At 68.9% G+C, this 18,232-nt stretch carries 16 protein-coding genes; 12 read left to right on the top strand and 4 right to left on the bottom strand.

The window, feature by feature from the left end; translation table 11 throughout:
- The first annotated feature begins 18 nt into the window (after positions 1-18).
- The 7 genes from rnc to acpS all read left to right on the top strand — a co-directional run bounded on the left by rnc (position 19) and on the right by acpS (position 5,692).
- Complete coding sequence (gene rnc, locus AC07OY_RS16055) at positions 19-711, top strand: ribonuclease III (RefSeq protein WP_495043608.1); 693 nt, start codon at positions 19-21, stop codon at positions 709-711.
- On the top strand, positions 708-1,628 hold the full coding sequence (gene era, locus AC07OY_RS16060) for a GTPase Era (RefSeq protein WP_495043609.1): 921 nt from the start codon (positions 708-710) through the stop codon (positions 1,626-1,628). Before rnc ends, era begins: the two co-directional genes overlap by 4 nt.
- Positions 1,629-1,740: 112 nt before the next feature.
- Positions 1,741-2,472, top strand: coding sequence for a DNA repair protein RecO (gene recO, locus AC07OY_RS16065; RefSeq protein WP_495043610.1), 732 nt, complete (start codon positions 1,741-1,743; stop codon positions 2,470-2,472).
- A gap of 114 nt (positions 2,473-2,586) precedes the next feature.
- A complete protein-coding gene (locus AC07OY_RS16070; protein WP_495043611.1) occupies positions 2,587-4,032 on the top strand; it encodes a hypothetical protein in 1,446 nt (481 codons plus the stop codon).
- Positions 4,019-4,504 carry a hypothetical protein gene (locus AC07OY_RS16075; protein ID WP_495043612.1) on the top strand — a complete coding sequence of 162 codons (486 nt, stop codon included), beginning with the start codon at positions 4,019-4,021 and terminating at the stop codon, positions 4,502-4,504. Before AC07OY_RS16070 ends, AC07OY_RS16075 begins: the two co-directional genes overlap by 14 nt.
- A 25-nt stretch (positions 4,505-4,529) precedes the next feature.
- Positions 4,530-5,297, top strand: a complete 768-nt coding sequence (locus tag AC07OY_RS16080; protein ID WP_495043613.1) for a pyridoxine 5'-phosphate synthase — start codon at positions 4,530-4,532, stop codon at positions 5,295-5,297.
- Positions 5,294-5,692: a holo-ACP synthase gene (gene acpS, locus AC07OY_RS16085; protein WP_495043614.1), complete on the top strand. Its 399-nt coding sequence runs from the start codon at positions 5,294-5,296 to the stop codon at positions 5,690-5,692. Before AC07OY_RS16080 ends, acpS begins: the two co-directional genes overlap by 4 nt.
- A 13-nt stretch (positions 5,693-5,705) precedes the next feature.
- Here acpS and AC07OY_RS16090 read toward each other — a convergent pair whose 3' ends face one another.
- From AC07OY_RS16090 to AC07OY_RS16100, 3 genes are all read right to left on the bottom strand, one after another.
- On the bottom strand, positions 5,706-7,409 hold the full coding sequence (locus AC07OY_RS16090) for a COG3904 family protein (protein ID WP_495043615.1): 1,704 nt from the start codon (positions 7,407-7,409) through the stop codon (positions 5,706-5,708).
- Between the two features lie 59 nt (positions 7,410-7,468).
- Positions 7,469-9,025, bottom strand: coding sequence for a POT-type proton-dependent oligopeptide transporter (locus AC07OY_RS16095; protein WP_495043616.1), 1,557 nt, complete (start codon positions 9,023-9,025; stop codon positions 7,469-7,471).
- 81 nt (positions 9,026-9,106) lie between these two features.
- Positions 9,107-11,995, bottom strand: a complete 2,889-nt coding sequence (locus tag AC07OY_RS16100; RefSeq protein ID WP_495043617.1) for an Rne/Rng family ribonuclease — start codon at positions 11,993-11,995, stop codon at positions 9,107-9,109.
- Between the two features lie 604 nt (positions 11,996-12,599).
- Here AC07OY_RS16100 and AC07OY_RS16105 point away from each other — a divergent pair.
- The 5 genes from AC07OY_RS16105 to AC07OY_RS16125 all read left to right on the top strand — a co-directional run bounded on the left by AC07OY_RS16105 (position 12,600) and on the right by AC07OY_RS16125 (position 17,180).
- Positions 12,600-13,601, top strand: coding sequence for an RluA family pseudouridine synthase (locus tag AC07OY_RS16105; RefSeq protein ID WP_495043618.1), 1,002 nt, complete (start codon positions 12,600-12,602; stop codon positions 13,599-13,601).
- On the top strand, positions 13,598-14,923 hold the full coding sequence (locus AC07OY_RS16110; RefSeq protein ID WP_495043619.1) for a hypothetical protein: 1,326 nt from the start codon (positions 13,598-13,600) through the stop codon (positions 14,921-14,923). The genes AC07OY_RS16105 and AC07OY_RS16110 overlap by 4 nt, the downstream gene beginning before the upstream one ends.
- Positions 14,924-14,963: 40 nt before the next feature.
- The gene (locus AC07OY_RS16115; RefSeq protein ID WP_495043620.1) at positions 14,964-15,629 is read left to right on the top strand and encodes an HAD family hydrolase; all 666 of its coding nucleotides are present in this window, start codon (positions 14,964-14,966) and stop codon (positions 15,627-15,629) included.
- On the top strand, positions 15,622-16,008 hold the full coding sequence (locus AC07OY_RS16120; RefSeq protein WP_495043621.1) for a Rieske (2Fe-2S) protein: 387 nt from the start codon (positions 15,622-15,624) through the stop codon (positions 16,006-16,008). Before AC07OY_RS16115 ends, AC07OY_RS16120 begins: the two co-directional genes overlap by 8 nt.
- 170 nt (positions 16,009-16,178) lie before the next feature.
- Positions 16,179-17,180, top strand: coding sequence for a S49 family peptidase (locus AC07OY_RS16125; RefSeq protein ID WP_495043622.1), 1,002 nt, complete (start codon positions 16,179-16,181; stop codon positions 17,178-17,180).
- Here the strand turns inward: AC07OY_RS16125 and AC07OY_RS16130 are convergent, their stop codons facing one another.
- Complete coding sequence (locus AC07OY_RS16130; RefSeq protein ID WP_495043623.1) at positions 17,181-18,092, bottom strand: choice-of-anchor A family protein; 912 nt, start codon at positions 18,090-18,092, stop codon at positions 17,181-17,183. It abuts the gene before it with no gap.
- Positions 18,093-18,232: the final 140 nt, after the last annotated feature.

An 18,232-nucleotide genomic window follows, 5' to 3' on the forward strand; every position in this document is an offset into this window, starting at 1 on the left:
CGCGCCGCGCCCCCGACGATGAGCGCCTCGCTGGACGACCTGCAGCTCCGCATCGGTCACCGCTTCCAGCGGCCCGAGTTGCTTGCACGGGCCCTGACCCACCGCAGCTTCGGCGCGGACCACAACGAACGCCTGGAATTCCTCGGCGACGCCGTGCTGAGCCTGGCCGTGTCCAGCCTGCTCTATGAGCGCTATGCCGGTTCCGACGAGGGCGACCTGACCCGCGTGCGCGCCCATCTGGTGCGCGAGGACAGCCTGCACAAGCTGGCCCTGGCCCTGGGCCTGCCCGCCGTGCTGAAGATGTCCGACGGCGAAGCCCGCGGTGGCGGCGCCCAGCGCCCGTCCATCCTGGCCGATGCCGTCGAGGCCGTGCTGGGCGCGGCCTATATGGATGCCGGCTACGACGCGGCCCTGGCCATCGTGCGCCGGCTGCTGGGCGACACCATCTCGACCGCCAGCAGTGCCGGCGACTTCGCCAAGGACGCCAAGACCGCGTTGCAGGAATGGCTGCAGGCCCGGCGCATCGCCGTGCCGAACTACCGTATCGTCGCCACGCGGGGCCAGGCCCACGCCCAGACCTTCGAGGTCGAATGCGCCGTGCCCGCCCTGGACGCGGCTGAACTCGGCGAAGGCCGCTCGCGCCGCACCGCCGAGCAGGAGGCCGCCCGCCGCCTGCTGGATAGACTGACCGCCGAACGAGGCAGACCATGACCACCGAGCCCAAGCCTGATTCCAGTGCTTCCGAAGTCCCGCAGCGCTGTGGCCTCATCGCCATCGTCGGCCGGCCCAATGTCGGCAAATCCACGCTGCTGAACGCCCTGGTCGGCCAGAAGGTCAGCATCACCTCCGACAAGGCCCAGACGACCCGCCACCGCATCACTGGCGTTCGCACCGTCGACGAGGCCCAGTTCGTCTTCGTCGACACGCCCGGCTTCCAGACCAAACACAACGCCGCGCTGAACCGCACGCTGAACCGCACCGTGCACGGCGTGCTGGCCGACGTCGACCTGGTGCTCTTCGTCGTCGAGGCCGGCCGTTTCGGCCTGGACGACGCCAAGGTGCTGGGCCTGCTGCCCGAGGACAAGCCCGTCGTGCTGATCGCCAACAAGCTGGACGCCGTGCACCGCCGCGCCGAGCTGGCGCCCTGGCTGAAGGGCATGCAGGAGCGCCGCAATTTCAGCGAGTTTGTGCCGCTGTCGGCCAAGAAGGAGGCCGACGTCACCCGCCTCTTCAAGATCCTCAAGCCCTATCTGCCGGAGCAGGGCTGGTTCTACGAGGAAGACGCGCTGACCGACCGCAGCGAGAAGTTCCTGGCCAGCGAAATCATCCGCGAGAAGCTGTTCCGCCTGACCGGGGACGAGCTGCCCTACACCTCCACCGTCGTCATCGACAAATGGGAAGAGGAGGGCGAGCTGCGCCGCATCAGCGCCAGCATCGTCGTCGAGCGCGACGCCCATAAGGGCATGATCATCGGCCAGGGTGGCGAGCGCCTGAAGCGCATCGGCTCCGAGTCGCGCCAGGAGCTGGAGCATCTGATGGATGGCCGCGTCTTCCTGGAGCTGTGGGTCAAGGTGCGCTCGGGCTGGGCGGACACGGAAGAGCATCTGCGCAGCTACGGCTACGAGTGAGATGACGACGTCGTCGGGCCGAGCGCCGGGCCGCTCCCAAGCAGGCCCGCGTCCCCCCGGGGGACCGTCCGGCGTACCCGCCGGGCGAGGGGCGCCAGCTCAGCCGGCCTATGTGCTGCACCAGCACGACTGGAGCGAGTCCAGCCTCATCCTCGACCTGTTCACGCGCGAATCCGGCCGCATCGCCGTCGCCGCCAAGGGCGCCAAGCGGCCTTATTCGCAGCTGCGTGCCGTGCTGCTGCCGCTGCAGCGCATCACGGTCAGTCTCAGCAAGCCTGCCAAGGCGGACGGCGGCGAGGTGCAGACACTGCGCAGCGCCGAATGGGGCGGTGGCGCGACCCTGCCCGGCGGCGCCGCGCTGTTCTCCGGCTACTACCTGAACGAGCTGCTCCTCAAGCTGCTGGCCCGACACGACCCGCATCCCGGGCTCTTCGACGCCTATGCCGATACCTTGGCCCATCTGGCCGAGGGCGATGTGGCGCTGCGGGCCTTCGAGATCAAGCTGCTGGCCGAACTGGGCCTGCTGCCCGACCTCAGCGTCGTCACGCCCACCCAGGCGCCCATCGAGCCGGCGCGCAAATACCAGCTCTCGCCCGAGTCCGGCCTCATCCCGCCCACCGGCGACGCCCATCTGCCCGGCGCCCTGCTGATCCAGCTGCAGGCGGCGCTGCTGCACGGCAGCCCGGCGGCCCTGCGCCAGGCCTGCTCGGCCGCACCCGCGGCCCTGAAGACGACGCTGCGCGGCCTGCTGCACTTCCATCTCGGCCACCAGGCGCTGCGCACCCGCGCGCTGATGGTCGATGTCCAGCAGCTGCTGGACGGCGCTAGGGCCAGCCGCAGCTAGGGTTGGTGCTCGGCTAGGGCCAGACGCAGCTTTCGGCGCTGTCGCCGGCTGCGAAGAATGCGCTGCACGAGCCGGGCCCGTCCCCGGTGCCCTGCAGTCCATCTGAGAGCCCCCATGCCGCCCAATACCGTCGACACCGCCGTCAAGGACATCCGCCACCACATGGAGTCGGGACTGTTCAATCCCGTCACCAACGGCGACATCAAGAGCGTCAAGTCCATCCTGTCCAACCTGGACGCGGCCGACAGCCGCGCGGTGATCGCCAAGCTCGGCAAGGACGAGCTGCGCCAGATCGCCGACGAGATGAACGACGACTCGTGGTTCGGCAATGGCGGGCTGAGCCAGGGCGAGCGCCGCGACTTCTTCAACGAGATGGCTCGCGACCTCGATGGCGCCGGCCTGGCCCAGCTGTCGCAGGCCTTCGACCGCACCACCGGCCGCCAGACCTCGCGCGATCGCCTGCTGTCCGACGACAACATCACGGCCCTGGCTGCCGCCGTCGGCCAGCACAGCAGCAACGCCACCAAGCTCGATTTCGTCAAGCAACTGGCCGGCGCCTCGACCGACCAGACCGCCATCGACACGATGCACGAGTCGCGCCTGCACGACCCGCAGGCCCGCGCCATCGCCGAGGTCATCGGCAGCATGGATTCAGCCACCGCGCAAACGGCATTGCAGGGCCTGCTGCCCGAACAGCGCCAGGCGGTGCTGAAGTCCGCCACCAACGAGGTCCTCCGGGTGAGTGGCGGCATGGGCGGCGGCACCGGTGCCGTGCTCACCGACACCAAGCCGCTGGAGCAGCTGCTCAAGGTCGCCAGCGGCATCAGCGACGCCGACACCAAGGCGCGCGTCTTTGCCGATGCTGCGGGCGTCATGACCGACCTGGCCGCCCGCGGCCGCGGCGACGCCGCCGAGAACGTGCGGCGCAGCATGGGCCAGCTCATCCTCAGCGACACCAATGGCGTCATGCGCGAGCTGGCCGCCAACCGCGAGACTGCCAACGGCTCGGCGCTGGCCTCCTATCTGAAGGCCTCGCTGAACGCCAAGGACTTCGGCACCCTGGGCGAGATCCAGGCGCAGATCTCCCTGGGCAACGCCAAGAACGAGAACCCGGCCGCGCGCTTCGAGGCCCAGATTGACGCACCCGGCGGCGGCAAGCGCTTCGTCAACGCCGAGACGGCCGGCTACTACGCCGGCGCGGTCAGCGCTGCGGTCAAGGACATCACCCAGGACGCCAAGGAGCAGGGCGACCTCATCAATGCGACGCTGAAGAGCGTGCTCACCGTCGTCGACAAGACGGCGGGCCGCGCCCATCCGGGCGTCGGCATTGCCGCATCCGTGCTGAAGGAGTGGACGCAGTTCGGCGTCAAGGCAGCCATGGACGCCAAGATCAGCGACCAGGTCAGCGCCGACGACAAGTTATTCTGGGCCCTCGTGCCCACCGCGACCACGCGCACCCTGCCCAATGGCCGCCCCGACCTGGAGCAGGCCGCCAGCAGCGGCGCCGGCGCCGCCTTCAACGGCACCTGGATCGTCACCCGCGAACATGCCAAGGCATGAGCTCCCGCCCCTTGCCGCTCCGGCCTGCCGCCGGCGCCTGCTGGCCGGCTTCGGCCTGCTGATGATGAGCGCCGCCGCCGTCTCCGCCCCCCCCACGACCTTGCCCCCGCCGCCGGCCACCGCCAGGGCGGTGGACTGGGACCATTTCGGCGAACCCTCGCTGTCCGCCGCGCGCCGCGCCAACGTGACGGTCAGCCGCCTGCTGCAGGCGCCTGCCGTGGACACCCAGCTCTACCGGCTGCCCGGCGACACCGCCTGGGAGCTGGTGCTGGGCCACTACCAGCGGGCCGCCAAGCCGGCCTGGAAACTGGCCGCCAGCGCCGGCCGGGTCGAGACCGGCAACCCGGCCTGGCAGCAGCGCTTCACGGCCTCGGGCGATGCCGGGCGTGGCTTTGCCGTTGTCTGGTTGCCCGCTCTCGGCGAGGGGCGCGATGCCCTGCTGATGGTGCTGAGCACCACGCCGGCGCGCTGAGCGGCACAGGGCTACCATGTGGGTGATGAACCCGCTAGCCCATGCCGGCGCGCGCTGCGCCCTCTCGGTCAACGTCAACAAGGTCGCGCTGCTGCGCAACACCCGCCACCTCGGCATTCCCAGCGTGCTGCGTGCCGCCGAGCAATGCCTGCTGGCGGGTGCCCAGGGCATCACCGTGCACCCGCGGCCCGATGCGCGCCATATCCGCACCGGCGATGTCGACGACCTCGCCGCCTTCCTGAAGGACTGGCCCCAGGCCGAGTTCAACATCGAGGGCAACCCGACCCAGAACCTGATGGACTTCGTGCGCCGGCACCGCCCTCACCAGGTCACCTTCGTGCCCGATTCCGAAGACCAGTTCACCTCCGACCATGGCTGGACGCTGCCGCAGGACGCGGAGCGCCTGAAGCCGCTGATCCGGGAGGCCCAGGAGCTGGGTGTGCGCGTCAGCCTCTTCATGGACCCGAACCCGGCCGCGATGGCTGCCGTGGCCGAACTGGGCGCCGACCGCATCGAGCTCTACACCGAGACCTTCGCCAGCGCCTTCGGCACCGAGCGCCAGGCCGAGGTGCTGGCGGGCTTTGCCGCCACCGCCGAAGCGGCCATCAAGGTGGGGCTGGGCATCAACGCCGGCCATGACCTGAACCGCGACAACCTCAGCGTCTTCCTGCGCCATGTGCCCGGTGTGCAGGAGGCCTCGATCGGCCATGCGCTGATCGCCGACGCGCTGGAGATGGGTTACGCGGAAACCGTGCGGACCTATCTGCGCGTCATCGCGACGGCCTATCAGTGATCTACGGCATCGGCACCGACGTCTGCGACATCCGCCGCATCCGCGCCACGCTGGCGCGCCGCGGTGAGCGCTTTGCCGAGAAGGTGCTGGGGCCGCATGAGCTGGCCGTGTTCCGCGAACGCCTGGCCAAGGTGGAGGCGCGCGGCGAGGCCTATCTGGCGACGCGCTTCGCCGCCAAGGAGGCCTTCTCCAAGGCCATCGGCATGGGGATGCGCATGCCCATGACCTGGCGGGCCATGGAGGTCGTCAAGGCGAAGAGCGGCAAGCCCGAGATCGCCCTGCATGGCGCCCTGGCCGAGTGGTTCGCGGCGCGGGCCCTGCGCGCCCATGTGACGGTCAGCGACGAGCAGGACTATGCCGTCGCCTTTGTCGTCGTGGAGAAGGCGGCCCCGTAGAGCCGCACCCTGATCAGCGCGCTGGCTGGAACAGCAGGCGCTCGGCGAGATCCCGGCGTGCCGGCGTCTGGCCCTGCAGCCGGTCCAGCATCGCGATGACGGGATCGCAGCTCGCCGCGGCAGCGGGCTTGGCGGCGTCGGGCGCGTCCGTCCAAAGCCGGGACAGCATGCCCATGGCGGTCGGGCCTACGGTGCGCTCCAGCACCTCGATCTCGATGGTGCTGGGCGGCTTGGCCTGACGGCGCGCGGGTGTGCCGTCGGCGGCTTCCTTCACCCATCGCGCCTCGCGCACCTGAAGAGCCTCGGGCAGCTGCTGGCGCACACCGAGGCGACCATCCAGCAGATCGCGGCAGGCACCGGGGGCCACGCCGGCCGGTGGCGTGCGCAGGGCCTTCAGCTGGTCGGACACCAGTTGCACATAGCGGTGGCGCAGGATGGGGTCGGTGCCGCCGAGCAGCTCGGGCATCTGGCGGGCCAGTGGCGACAGCAGTGTGGCCTGCACCTCTTCCTCGCTGGCGCCGGACTGGTGGACGGCCAGCATGCGTTTGGCCAGGTCATCCACGAGGCCCGGCGAGCGCTTGTCCAGCGCCTCCCACACCGGGTGCAGGTGCAGGGCGTCGTCGAAGTCGGCCAGCGTGGCATTGGCGGCCGGCAGCGGCACGGCCAGCGTCGTCGGGGCCGGCGCGATCAGCGCATAGGAGATCAGCTCGTCGCGCGGCACGAACCACATGCTGCGCGAAGGCGTGCTCAGCGTCTTGTCGATCATGGGCTGGGGCAGGCCCAGCTCGGTGTAGGTCTTGGCGAGCTGCTGGTTGGCCAGCTCCTCGAAGACCGGGTTGTAGGTGCCGGTGGAGGCGCGATGGAAACCGAGTTCGCCGGTGCCCGTCATGTGGCGCGGCTGGCCGGCCAGGAAGACCAGGGTGCAGGCGCTGGCGCAGGTGCCCACGGCACGGCTGGCATGGCCGCGCGCTTTCAGGGCCGTGGCCATGCGCTCGGCCTCGCGCACGCGGCCGCCGGGCGAGGCCAGCTCCACGCGCTTGATGTCCTTGGCGGCCTCGCTGGCGAGCAGCTGGCGCAGGCGTTCGCCGTCGCCCATGCCGATGACGCCGTCCAGGCGCAGGCTGCGGCCATCGGCGGAGAAGGTGAACTTGGCCTGGCCCAGCGGGTCGACACCCCGGGCCATCGACCAGTACTGGCCCAGGCTGGGCAGGAAGCCGAGCAGGATGGAAAGGCCCAGCTGCAGGGTGCCCAGCGCAATCGTGATGCGCGCGAGCCAGCCCCACAGCCCCGAGCCGCCGTCGCGCAGGTAGTTGGTCGCCGCGCGCCAGGCGCCGACGATGCACCAGACATCCAGCGACATCAGCAGCGGGACGCCCACCAGCAGCACGATGGCGCTGACCTGCAGCGAGTCGCCCTTGACGCTGATCCAGGTCATCAGGCCCGTCAGCAGGAAGGCCAGCGGCATGGCCACGACGATGTTGTTGACCCAGTAGCTGCGCACCAGGCTCATCTCGCCATGCCAGTGGCGGGCGAAATAGCCGCGCCGGGCTTCCTTGGCGACGCGGCTGCGCGCCGGCCGCGCGCTGGCTGGCCGCGGGCGGTGAGATGACTCCTGCCAGGCGGCTGGCTCAGGGGCCGGCTCGGGGGCCGCGCGCGGCTTGTCGTAGTCGACCAGCGTGGGATCGACGTAGGGGCGGGGATTGCGTGCGTCTGTCATGTGCCGCGCAGCTTACTGAGGCGGATGCTCAAGCCAAGGTGGCTATTCACCGCCGGGTGTCAATTGCGGTAGTTGTTCAACATCGGGTAGCGCCGGGCCACCAGCGCGAACAGCGCCGCGGCCACCAGCGCGAAGCCGGCGAAGAAGAACATCAGGCAGGCCGTCTCGCTGTAGCCGGTGGATTTGATGGCGCCGAGCGCCGCGGGGCTCTTGATGCTGACGTTGGACAGCAGCACCCACAGATTGCCGACCGTCACCGACAGGTTCCAGAAGCTCATGATGGTGCCCTTCATGGACAAGGGCGCCTGGCTGTAGGCGAACTCCAGGCCGGTGGCCGACACCAGCACCTCGCCCAGCGTCAGCAGGGCATAGGGCAGCATCTGCCAGACGATGCTGACCGTGCTGCCTTCGTCCAGCCACAGCTGCAGCACGCCAGCGACGATCCAGGCCGCGCCGGCCAGCGCGATGCCCGCGCCCATGCGGCGCAGCGCCGTCACCTTCAGGCCCATGCGCTGCAGCGACGGGTAGAGCACCAGGTTGTTGAAGGGGATGAGGATCATCACCAGCAGCGGGTTCAGCGCCTGCATCATGGAAGACTGGAACCACTCGGGCTTGGCCATCTGGTCGGCCTGCAGCACCCAGGTCGAGGCCTTCTGGTCGAACAGCGACCAGAACGGCGTGACGAGGGCAAACAGCACCAGCACGCGCAGCACGGAGCGCACGCCGTCGACGGCTTCATCCGGGTGGATGCCGCGGGCACGGTCCAGCTGCAGGGCGGCGCCCACACCGCCGAAGCCCATCACCAGCACCAGGGCCAGGCAGACACCGGCGACGATGCCCAGGCTGGGAATCTGGCTCAGGCTGTAGGCCGCCAGCAGCAGGCCCAGCGCAGCGACGCCCATGCCGAGGCCGCCGGCCTTCAGCGCCGTCCAGACCACCTTCAGGAAGCTGTGCGGGTTGGCGCCGCGGGGCGGCTGGTGCACATACTTCTTGCGGCCGCTCCACAGGATGATGGTGGCCAGCAGCATCAGCAGGCCCGGCAGGCCGAAGGCGACGCTGGCGCCGTAGCTCTTCAGCACGATGGGCATCAGCAGCGAGGCGAAGAAGCTGCCGAAGTTGATGATCCAGTAGAAGGCGTCATAGACCTTCTGGGCCAGCGAGCGGTTGCTCTTGTCGAACTGGTCGCCGACGAAGCTGGTCACCAGCGGCTTGATGCCGCCCGAGCCCAGCGAGATCAGGAAGAGGCCGAAATAAAAGCCCTTGATGTTGTTCTCGAAGATCGCCAGGCAGGCGTGGCCGCAGCAGTAGAGAACGCTGAACCAGAAGATGGTCGGGTACTTGCCGAAAAATCGGTCGGCCAGCCAGCCGCCCAGCAGCGGGAAGAAATAGACGCCGATGACGAAGGTGTGGAAGACCTCCTTGGCCTCGGCCTTGCGCAGGTCCTCGGGGATGGCCAGCAGCAGGCTGGTCATCATGAACACCGTCAGGATGTTGCGCATGCCGTAGAAGCTGAAGCGCTCACATCCCTCGTTGCCGATGATGTAGGGGATCTGCGGCGGCATCTTGGCCGCGGGTTGGGCCGCGGTGGCGGCGTCGGCGGTGACGGTCTTCGTCATGGGGGCCTCGTGTTCAGGCTATGAGAAACGCCGCACGGCTTGTGGCCGGCGGCGTTCGGGGAGGGCACTACAGGGCGGTGATCAGGCCTCGAACGGCAGCTTCACCTGGCTCAGGTCCTTGCGGGTCTCGACCAGCACCAGCGGGCCCTCGTCGACGACGACGACGGGCGCCGGCTCGCGGCCCAGCGGGGCCGGTGCGGGCTCGGCGGCGATGGCGGCCTGGGCGGCGGCGATCTTGTCGGCATCGGAGTTGACCCATTGCAGGCCGGCACCTTCGGCGATGGCCTGCAGATCACCCATGGGCAGCTTGAAGGCCTCGACGACGGGTGCGGGCGCCGGAGCGGGCGGCGGCGGTGCAACGATGGGTGCCGGTGCTGCGATCGGCGCGGCAGGCGCGGCCGTGCTGGCCATCGCGTGCTCGATCAGCGAGCTCTGCACGGGCGCAGCTGGCTCGGCGGTGTCTTGCTCGGCTGCTGCGGCCTCCTGGCCTTCGACGGCACCTTCCTCACGGCGGTTGCGATTGCGGTTGCGACCACCGCGGCGACGGCCGTCGCGGCCATGGCCTTCACCGGCGTCGTCGCCCTCGACCGCCGGAGCGGCCTCAGCGGCGGCTTCGGCAGGTGCGTCCGTGCCGGCTTCCGCGGCGCCTTCGGCAGGGGTCGCTGCCTGGTCGTCACGGTCACGGCCACCACGGCGGCGGCGGCGGCCGCGGCCCTGGCGCTCTTCGCCGGCCGGCGTGTCGCCGGTCGGGGGCAGGGCGGCTTCGGCCTGGCTGTCGACGAAGGCCGGCGGCGCGTCATGGACGGCGGCCAGGTCTTCGCTCAGCGGTGCGGCGATGGATTGGGCAGCTTCGACCGGCGGGCGCTCCTGGCGCTCACCGCGCGGGCGGCGCTCGCCGCGTTCCTGGCGCTCGCCACGTTCACCACGCTCACCGCGTTCGGCACGCTCGCCGCGCTCAGGACGCTGCTGCTGTTCGGGCTTGTCGCCAGCCTCGGCGCGCGGCTTGCGATCGCCACGCTCAGCGCGGTCGCCACGGCCTTCGCCTTGTTTGCCGTCACGGCGGCCACCCTGGCCGCGCTGCTCGTTGCGTTCACCGCGCTCGCCACGCTCACCGCGTTCGCCACGGCGGCCACCGTCGCGGCGGCCGTCACGGCCGCCTTCGCGCTTGGGCTTGTCGGTCGTGGCCGGCGCTGCGGGCTTGGCCTCGACGGCCGGCACGGGTGCCGGGGCGGGCGCGCCGCCACCGAAGAAGCTGAACAGGCGGCTGAAGAAGCCCTTGGCCTCGGGAGCCGGCGGAGGCGGCGCCACGATGGCGACCGGCGGCGGAGGCGCCACTACGGGCGCCGGGGCCGGCAGCGGCGCGGGCTGCTCGGGCAGGATGCCCTTGATGACCGGCTCCTGCTTGTTCTTCTTGTCGCCGGCGTCGCGGCGGGTGATGCCCACCTCGTCGTCCGGCTCCTCGATCATGGTGTAGCTGGCCTGCAGGTTTTCCAGACGCGGGTCGTCGTGGCGCAGGCGCTCCAGCTTGTAGTTGGGCGTCTCGAGATGCTTGTTGGGCACCAGCAGCACGGTGACGCGCTGCTTGAGTTCGATCTTGGTGATCTCGGTGCGCTTCTCGTTCAGCAGGAAGGAGGTCACTTCCACCGGCACTTGCACGTGCACGGCGGCGGTGTTGTCCTTCATGGCCTCTTCCTGGACCATGCGCAGGATCTGCAGCGCCGAGCTTTCCGTGTCGCGGATGTGGCCGGTGCCGTTGCAGCGCGGGCAGGTGATGTGGTTGCCTTCGCTGAGTGCCGGGCGCAGGCGCTGGCGGCTCATTTCCAGCAGGCCGAACTTGCTGATGGAGGCGAACTGCACGCGGGCGCGGTCCTGGCGCAGCGCATCGCGCAGGCGCTGTTCCACGTCACGGCGGTTCTTGCTCTCCTCCATGTCGATGAAGTCGACGACGATGAGGCCGCCGAGGTCGCGCAGGCGCATCTGGCGGGCGATTTCATCGGCCGCTTCGAGGTTGGTGCGGGTGGCGGTCTCTTCGATGTCGCCGCCGCGGGTGGCGCGGGCGGAGTTGACGTCGACGGAGACGAGGGCTTCGGTGTGGTCGATGACGATGGCGCCGCCCGAGGGCAGGTTCACCGTGCGGCTGAAGGCCGTCTCGATCTGGTGCTCGATCTGGAAGCGGCTGAACAGCGGCGCGTCGTCACGGTAGCGCTTCACGCGATGGCCCTGGTCGGGCATCACGTGGTTCATGAACTGGTGGGCCTGCTCGAACAGATCGTCCGTGTCGATCAGGATCTCGCCGATGTCTGACGTGAAGTAGTCGCGGATGGCGCGGATCACCAGGCTGGATTCCTGGTAGATCAGGTAGGCGCCCTTGCCGCCCTTGGCCGCGTCATCGATCGCGGTCCAGAGCTTGAGCATGTAGTTCAAGTCCCACTGCAGCTCCGGCGCCGAGCGGCCGATGCCGGCGGTGCGGGCGATCAGGGACATGCCCTTGGGGTACTCGAGCTGGTCGAGGTTTTCCTTCAGCTCCTCGCGGTCCTCGCCCTCGATGCGGCGCGAAACGCCACCGCCGCGCGGGTTGTTGGGCATCAGCACGAGGTAGCGGCCGGCCAGCGAGACGAAGGTGGTCAGGGCGGCGCCCTTGTTGCCGCGCTCTTCCTTCTCGACCTGGACCAGCAGTTCCTGGCCTTCCTTGATCGCGTCCTTGATGGTCGCGTTCTTGACGTCGGTGCCTTCGCGGAAGAACTGGCGCGAGATTTCCTTGAACGGCAGGAAGCCGTGGCGGTCCTCGCCGTAGTCGACGAAGCAGGCCTCGAGCGAAGGCTCGACCCGCGTCACGACGGCCTTGTAGATATTGCCCTTGCGCTGTTCGCGGCCTTCGATTTCGGTTTCGAAGTCCAGCAGCTTCTGGCCATCAACGATCGCGAGGCGCCGCTCTTCCGGCTGCGTCGCATTGATCAGCATGCGTTTCATGTCATCACTCCTTCGCGCGTCCCGTGCGGGAACGCGCCACGTCATGCCACCCAAAGGTGGCGTTCAAGACGCACGAGCGACAGCGTGGAACCGTGGAAGGAGTGCCCTGGACCGCTCGGGTTTCTGACGGAGGTCAGACGACGAGCGGCGTTGGCGCATGCGACCGGGCCGTCATGTCGCAGGGAAGCTCTGCCTCGACCCAGCCGCGCGTGAACGCGAACGCGCAGGGCCGGACGACCACCGCAGCTTCTGGCTGGGGTCGCGCGGCGGGGCGCATCGGGTGGGGGAGGAAGGGGCTCATCCGCGAAGGAGGGCTGGAAGCTGGCGCGAGCTGTTGCGGTGGGTACCGCGCGTTCTCGCGCCGTGAAAACCTTGTTCGGCAACCGGATCTCTTTGGGCTGTTAGCCATGGAAGAGAGGCCGGGTGGGTTCCGGGTGTCATCGCTCTGCCACACCGCGCCGCCAACCGCCGTTTCACTTGGGGAAACTGCCTGTCGGCCGCAGGATGCGTTGCATCGCCTGTTGTGACCCGAGGGGCAAGCCCGTCGAGCCCCGCGTTGTCGCCGCTAAAATCAAAAGAATCAAACACTTACGGCAGCAACGTGGTGAAAAGGATTATAGGGGCAGGCAATACCGCCCCTGCCACGGGGTCGGCAGCCGCCGTGAGTACGGACAAACCCGCAGTCCGGCGCGTCATCGTGGACGAAGGATCGGCCGGGCAGCGCCTGGACAACTTCCTGCTTCGCGAGCTCAAGGGCGTGCCCAAGACCCATGTCTACCGCGTCATCCGCGCGGGAGAAGTGCGGGTCAACAAGGGGCGCGCCCAGGCCGACACGCGGCTGGAGATCGGCGACGAAGTCCGCATCCCGCCGGTGCGGGTGCCCGAGAGAGCCGAAGCGCCCGCCGCACCCGCGCGCGAATTCCCCATCGTCTTCGAGGACGAGCACCTGCTCGTCATCGACAAGCCGGCCGGCGTCGCCGTGCATGGCGGCTCGGGCGTGAGCTACGGCGTCATCGAGGCCCTGCGCCGCTCGCGGCCGACCGCCAAGTTCCTGGAACTGGTGCATCGCCTGGACAAGGAAACCTCGGGCCTGCTGATGATCGCGAAGAAGCGCAGCGCCTTGGTCCATCTGCAGGACCAGTTGCGGGAGCGCGAGACCGGCAAGACCTACGCAGCGCTGGTCTGGGGCGACTGGCCGGCCAAGCTCAAGGTCATCGACGTGCCGCTGGTGAAGTTCGTCGGCAGCGACGGTGAGCGCTGGGTCAGGCCGGGCAAGGAAGGCGAAGAGGAGGCCAAGCGCTCCATCAGCCTGGTCAAGGTGATGCAGAAGACGCCGCGCTTCAGCCTGCTGGACGTGACCATCAAGACCGGCCGCACCCACCAGATCCGCGTGCACCTGCAGCAGGCGGGCCACTCGATCGTCGGCGACCCCAAATACGGTGATTTCGAGAAGAACCGTGAGCTGGCGCGTGGCGCGGCGAAGTTTGATCGCATGTTCCTGCATGCAAGGCGGCTGCAGTTCCAGCATCCGGCGACCGGGGAGGCGGTGACCTGCGAGGCGCCGCTGCCGGTCGATTGTCAGCATCTGGTGGCGGGGGGCGTATGAAGCTTTGGCGGGCGATCGAGAAGGTGGGTCGGGTGATCTGCGTCGTCGCGGCCGCGCTGGGAGGCTCGGCCGCCTGCGCTTATTCGATCTCGCCCCCGGCCGCCATTGCCCTGCAGTTCGAAGCCCGCACGGACCGCCTGACGCGCGAAGGGCTGCTTGCCCTGGACGAACTGGCCGTGCTTGCCGGGCAGTGCTCGGCCGAAGCACTGGCCGTGCACGTGTTGCCGGCCGCAGGCGTCGAGAGGTCAATGACCGAGCGCCGGATCGCGGTCGTCCAGAAGCGGTTGGATCGCCTCGGATTGAAGCTGACGGTGGAAATGAAACCCCTGCGCCATGAGAACACGGCGCGCCCGCGGCACCGCGGCATGCTGCTGGCCGACGTGGGCGCTGACGACGATGTCTGGTGTGACCTGCGAGAGGGATCGCAGGCCTTCACATGGGCTGACGAGTTGGGGCGCCATGTCGAAGGTGTCGAGCCCAGGCTGCCGGCCTTCTGGCAGCGCTTGTCGGAGCAGGGCAGGTTGAGCCTGGCCCTGCCGCTGGCGACCGCGGCCCTGTGCGCCGAGTCCTCGGGCTGCACGCGCCATCCGGAGCTCTATCACTGGCTGGCCGAGAAGGCGTTGGCGACCACATCGCCCAAAGGCCAGCGCTGGTGGCTGCTCAATCTGTGGGCGCAGGCGGAGGACGCCGAAGTGGAGCGATTCCGGCGCCGCTGGGCCCTGGCGCCACTGACCCTTGAAGAGCGCGCCCGCCAGGCCCATGAGCTGGGCTCTGGTGGCCTGCCTTGGGCCGTGATCGAGCAGCGCCTGCTGCAGCCCGGCTTGATGATGCAGTTTGGCGGGCAGCCGATGATCGCCGGCGGGCCGGGGCCGCATTGGCTGCTGAGCGCGGCTTCCAGACGCGGCGAGCTGGATTCCTTTGATCGACTCATCGATGCGGCCGGCCCGGCGAAGACCTGCTTCGTCGCAGACGCCTTCCAGAGAGCCGCGGCACTGGAGGACGAGTTCGAAGGCCTGAGGCCCCATTTCGAGAACTGGTCTCGTGGCATTGCCACGCCCTATTCGCCGCCGCAGGCATTCGACGCCTGCAATCCCCTGGAGCAGGTCCTGGTGGGGGCCTTTTGCGAGAAGGTGCCGGAAGACGGTGGAATTGCGGACCGCTACCAGGTGATCTGGGGCGCTCTCCAGCAAGCGGGCATCACCAAGGACATGGCCGCCGTCCAGTCGCTGTTCGTGCCGGGCCAGGAGGTGCGTGCCTGGCAATGCAAGCTGGAACCTGAACCGGGTTCGGCATCGCGCTTCCGACCGGTCGCCAAGCCCTGAGACCCGCCAGACCGACGCCGCCACCGCCGACAATCTCTCCATGACCTCCCGCCCCCAACGCTTCGACCTGATCGCCTTCGACTGGGATGGCACGCTGTTCGATTCCACCGCGCTGATCGCCCGCTGCATCCAGCGTGCCGCCGTCGACATCGGCCTGCCGGAACCCGACTTCGACAACTGCCGTTACGTCATCGGCCTGGGCCTGCGCGATGCGCTGGAGCATGCGGTGCCCGGGCTGGCGGAGGATCGCTATCCGGAACTCGGCCTGCGCTATCGCCACCACTATCTCGCCTCGGAGCATGAGCTGGCACTGTTCGACGGCACGCTGCAGATGCTGGAGGCGCTGAAGGCCCGCCACCACTGGCTGGCCGTGGCCACCGGCAAGAACCGCGTGGGCCTGGACCGGGTGCTGGCCTCCAGCGAACTGGGCCATCTGTTCGACAGCAGCCGCACCGCCGACGAAACGCGCTCCAAGCCGCATCCGCAGATGCTCAACGAGCTGATGCGCGAGTTCGGCACCGAGCCCGAGCGCATGCTGATGATCGGCGACACCACGCACGACCTGCAGCTGGCCATGAACGCCGGCGTGCCTTGCGTGGCCGTCAGCTTCGGCGCGCACGACCACGAGACCTTCGCCGAGTTCAAGCCGCTCTTCGTCGCCCACTCGACGCGCGAGCTGCACGACTGGCTGATCGCCAATGCCTGAACCCGAGATCGCACCTCTGCAACGCCTTTGTGCTTCCGCCGAATTGGAAGAGCGCGGCAAGGCGGTCAGCTTCGACGTCATCCAGTGGCGCGAGCATGTACGTGCTTTCGCACTGCGCTTCGACGGCCAGGCCGTGGCCTATCTGAATCGCTGCGCCCATGTGCCCACCGAGATGGACTGGCAGGAAGGCGAATTCCTCGACCACGACAAGCGCTTCATCATGTGCAGCATCCACGGTGCGGTCTACGACCCGCTGACCGGCCAATGCCTGATGGGCCCCTGCAACCGCGGCCGGCTGACCAAGATCGAGCTGACCGAGCGCGACGGTGAAGTCTTCTGGCACCCCACGCGCGACACCAAACCTGCTTTCGAAGGCTGAAGTGAAGCAGCCCCTCGCCCAGTCCTGCGGCGCTGAGCGCGCGCAAACCTGGTCGGTCCCCCGCGGGGACGGCGATGCTTGCCGGATTGACCGGCAAGCACATCGCCTTACGCGGGCCGGCTAGGAGCGGCCCGGCGCTCGGCCCGCAAATTCAGAACGGAAACGATGACATGACCTCCACCTCCGACGATTCCCTGCCGCCTCCGACGCAAGAGCCCGTGGGCGTGCCCGCGCCGCCGCCCCTCGTGGCGGCCCAGCATGAGACCGTGCTGGCCCAGCTGGCGCGCGAGTTCCTGCAGGAGAGGCGTGTCGAGAGGCGCTGGCGCACCGTGTTCCGCCTCTTCTGGCTGACGCTGGCGGCCCTGCTGGCCTACAGCCTGTGGCTGCAGGGCAAGCACGTCACGCCGACGACCGCGCCCCACACGGCCCTCGTCGAGGTGCGTGGCGAGATCGCCGCCGACACCGAGGCCAGCGCCGAGCTGCTGCTGGCCGCGCTGAAGGATGCCTTCAAGGACGACGCGGCCCGGGCCGTTGTGCTGCGCATCAACTCGCCTGGCGGCAGCCCCGTGCAGGCCGGCATCGTCTACGACGAGATCCTGCGGCTGAAGAAGCAGTACGACAAGCCGGTCTATGCCGTCGTCGAGGAGATCTGCGCCTCCGGGGCCTACTACATCGCCGCGGCGGCCGACGAGATCTATGTCGACAAGGCCTCGGTGGTCGGCTCCATCGGCGTGCTGATGGACGGCTTCGGCTTCACCGGCCTGATGGACAAGGTCGGCGTCGAGCGCCGCCTGCTGACCGCCGGCGAGAACAAGGGCATGCTGGATCCGTTCAGCCCGCTGACGGCCAAGCAGCGCGGCTATGCGCAGGCCATGCTCGACCAGATCCACCAGCAGTTCATCGCCGTCGTGCGCGAAGGCCGCGGCAAGCGCCTGAAGGAAACGCCGGAGATCTTCTCGGGCCTGTTCTGGAATGGCGAGCAGGCCGTCAAGCTGGGCCTGGCTGACCGCTTCGGCAATCTCGACTACGTCGCCCGCGAGGTCGTCAAGGCCGAGGACGTCATCGACTACACGCCGCGCGACAACGTCGCGGAGCGCCTGGCCAAGCGCTTCGGCGCCGCCATGGGCGCCGGCGCCGTGAAAGCGCTGAGGGAGATGGCGCCTATCCGCTGATCAGGCGCGACGGCGGCGGGCGATGCCTGCCGCCGCGAGGCCCAGCGCCACCAGGGCCAGCGAGGCCGGCTCGGGCAGGCGCTGCAGCTGGTTGGACCGGCTGTTGGGCATGGGCGCGTCATTGACCTGCACGCTGCTGTTCCAGTCCTTCACGACGACCTGGCCGTTGATCTGGCCCCAGCCCTGGCCGACGCTGGCGTTCATCGCCAGCAGCGAGGCATTGATGCCGCCGTTGAGCATGACGCTGGCGGCTTCGGGCAGGTTGAACAGCACCTGGCCCTTGTTGAATCCGGTGTAGCCGTGGTTGCCGAAGTCGACCGCCGTGCCGTGGATGTTGATCAGCACCTGGGCGCCGTCGGCCAGCGCGTCGATCTGCATGTTCTTCAGCGCGTCGGCGGCCTGGATGTCGAAGATGGCCAGCGACAGGCCCGCGGCATTGAAGTGCAGGGTGCCCCACTGGTCCACGGCCATGCCGGTGTTGGCGCGCGAGTCCAGCGAAGACGACAGCGCGCTCAGGCGCTGGTACTCGCTCGCGAAGCCAAAGCCCTGGCCCTGGGTGACACCGCCCATGACGGTGCCCGAGGCATGGGGCGTGTAGCTGCCGCCGACGATGGCGCCGCCCCAGATGGAGCCGCTCGTGAAATCGAGGTTGCCGCCCACCGTCAAGCCGGTGCCGCCGTACAGCGCGCTGGAGCCGGTCTTGGTGTTGATCGAATACGCGCCGATGGTCGCGTTGCCGCCGACGGCCACGCGGCCTTCGACGTCGCTGCTGCCGACGTTCATGTTGCCGAAGGCCAGCAGGTTGAGGCTGGCATCCAGACCCAGGCTGATGGGGCTGGCATGGGCGGCGGTGGCGAAGCAGGCGGCGGACAGCGCGAGGCCGCGCACGGAGCGGGTGAGGGACAACTGCATAGCCCGCCAGTCTAGGAATCGGCCCTCGAGCGCGACACGCCTCGACGCGGGGGTTGGCGAGGCCGTTCGCGACGCAGTTCACAACTTGCTGGTGCCCTGGAACGAAAAAGGCCGCAGCCCTTGCGAGCTGCGGCCTGCGC

Source organism: Roseateles sp. GW821-FHT09H10, from assembly GCF_059415865.1.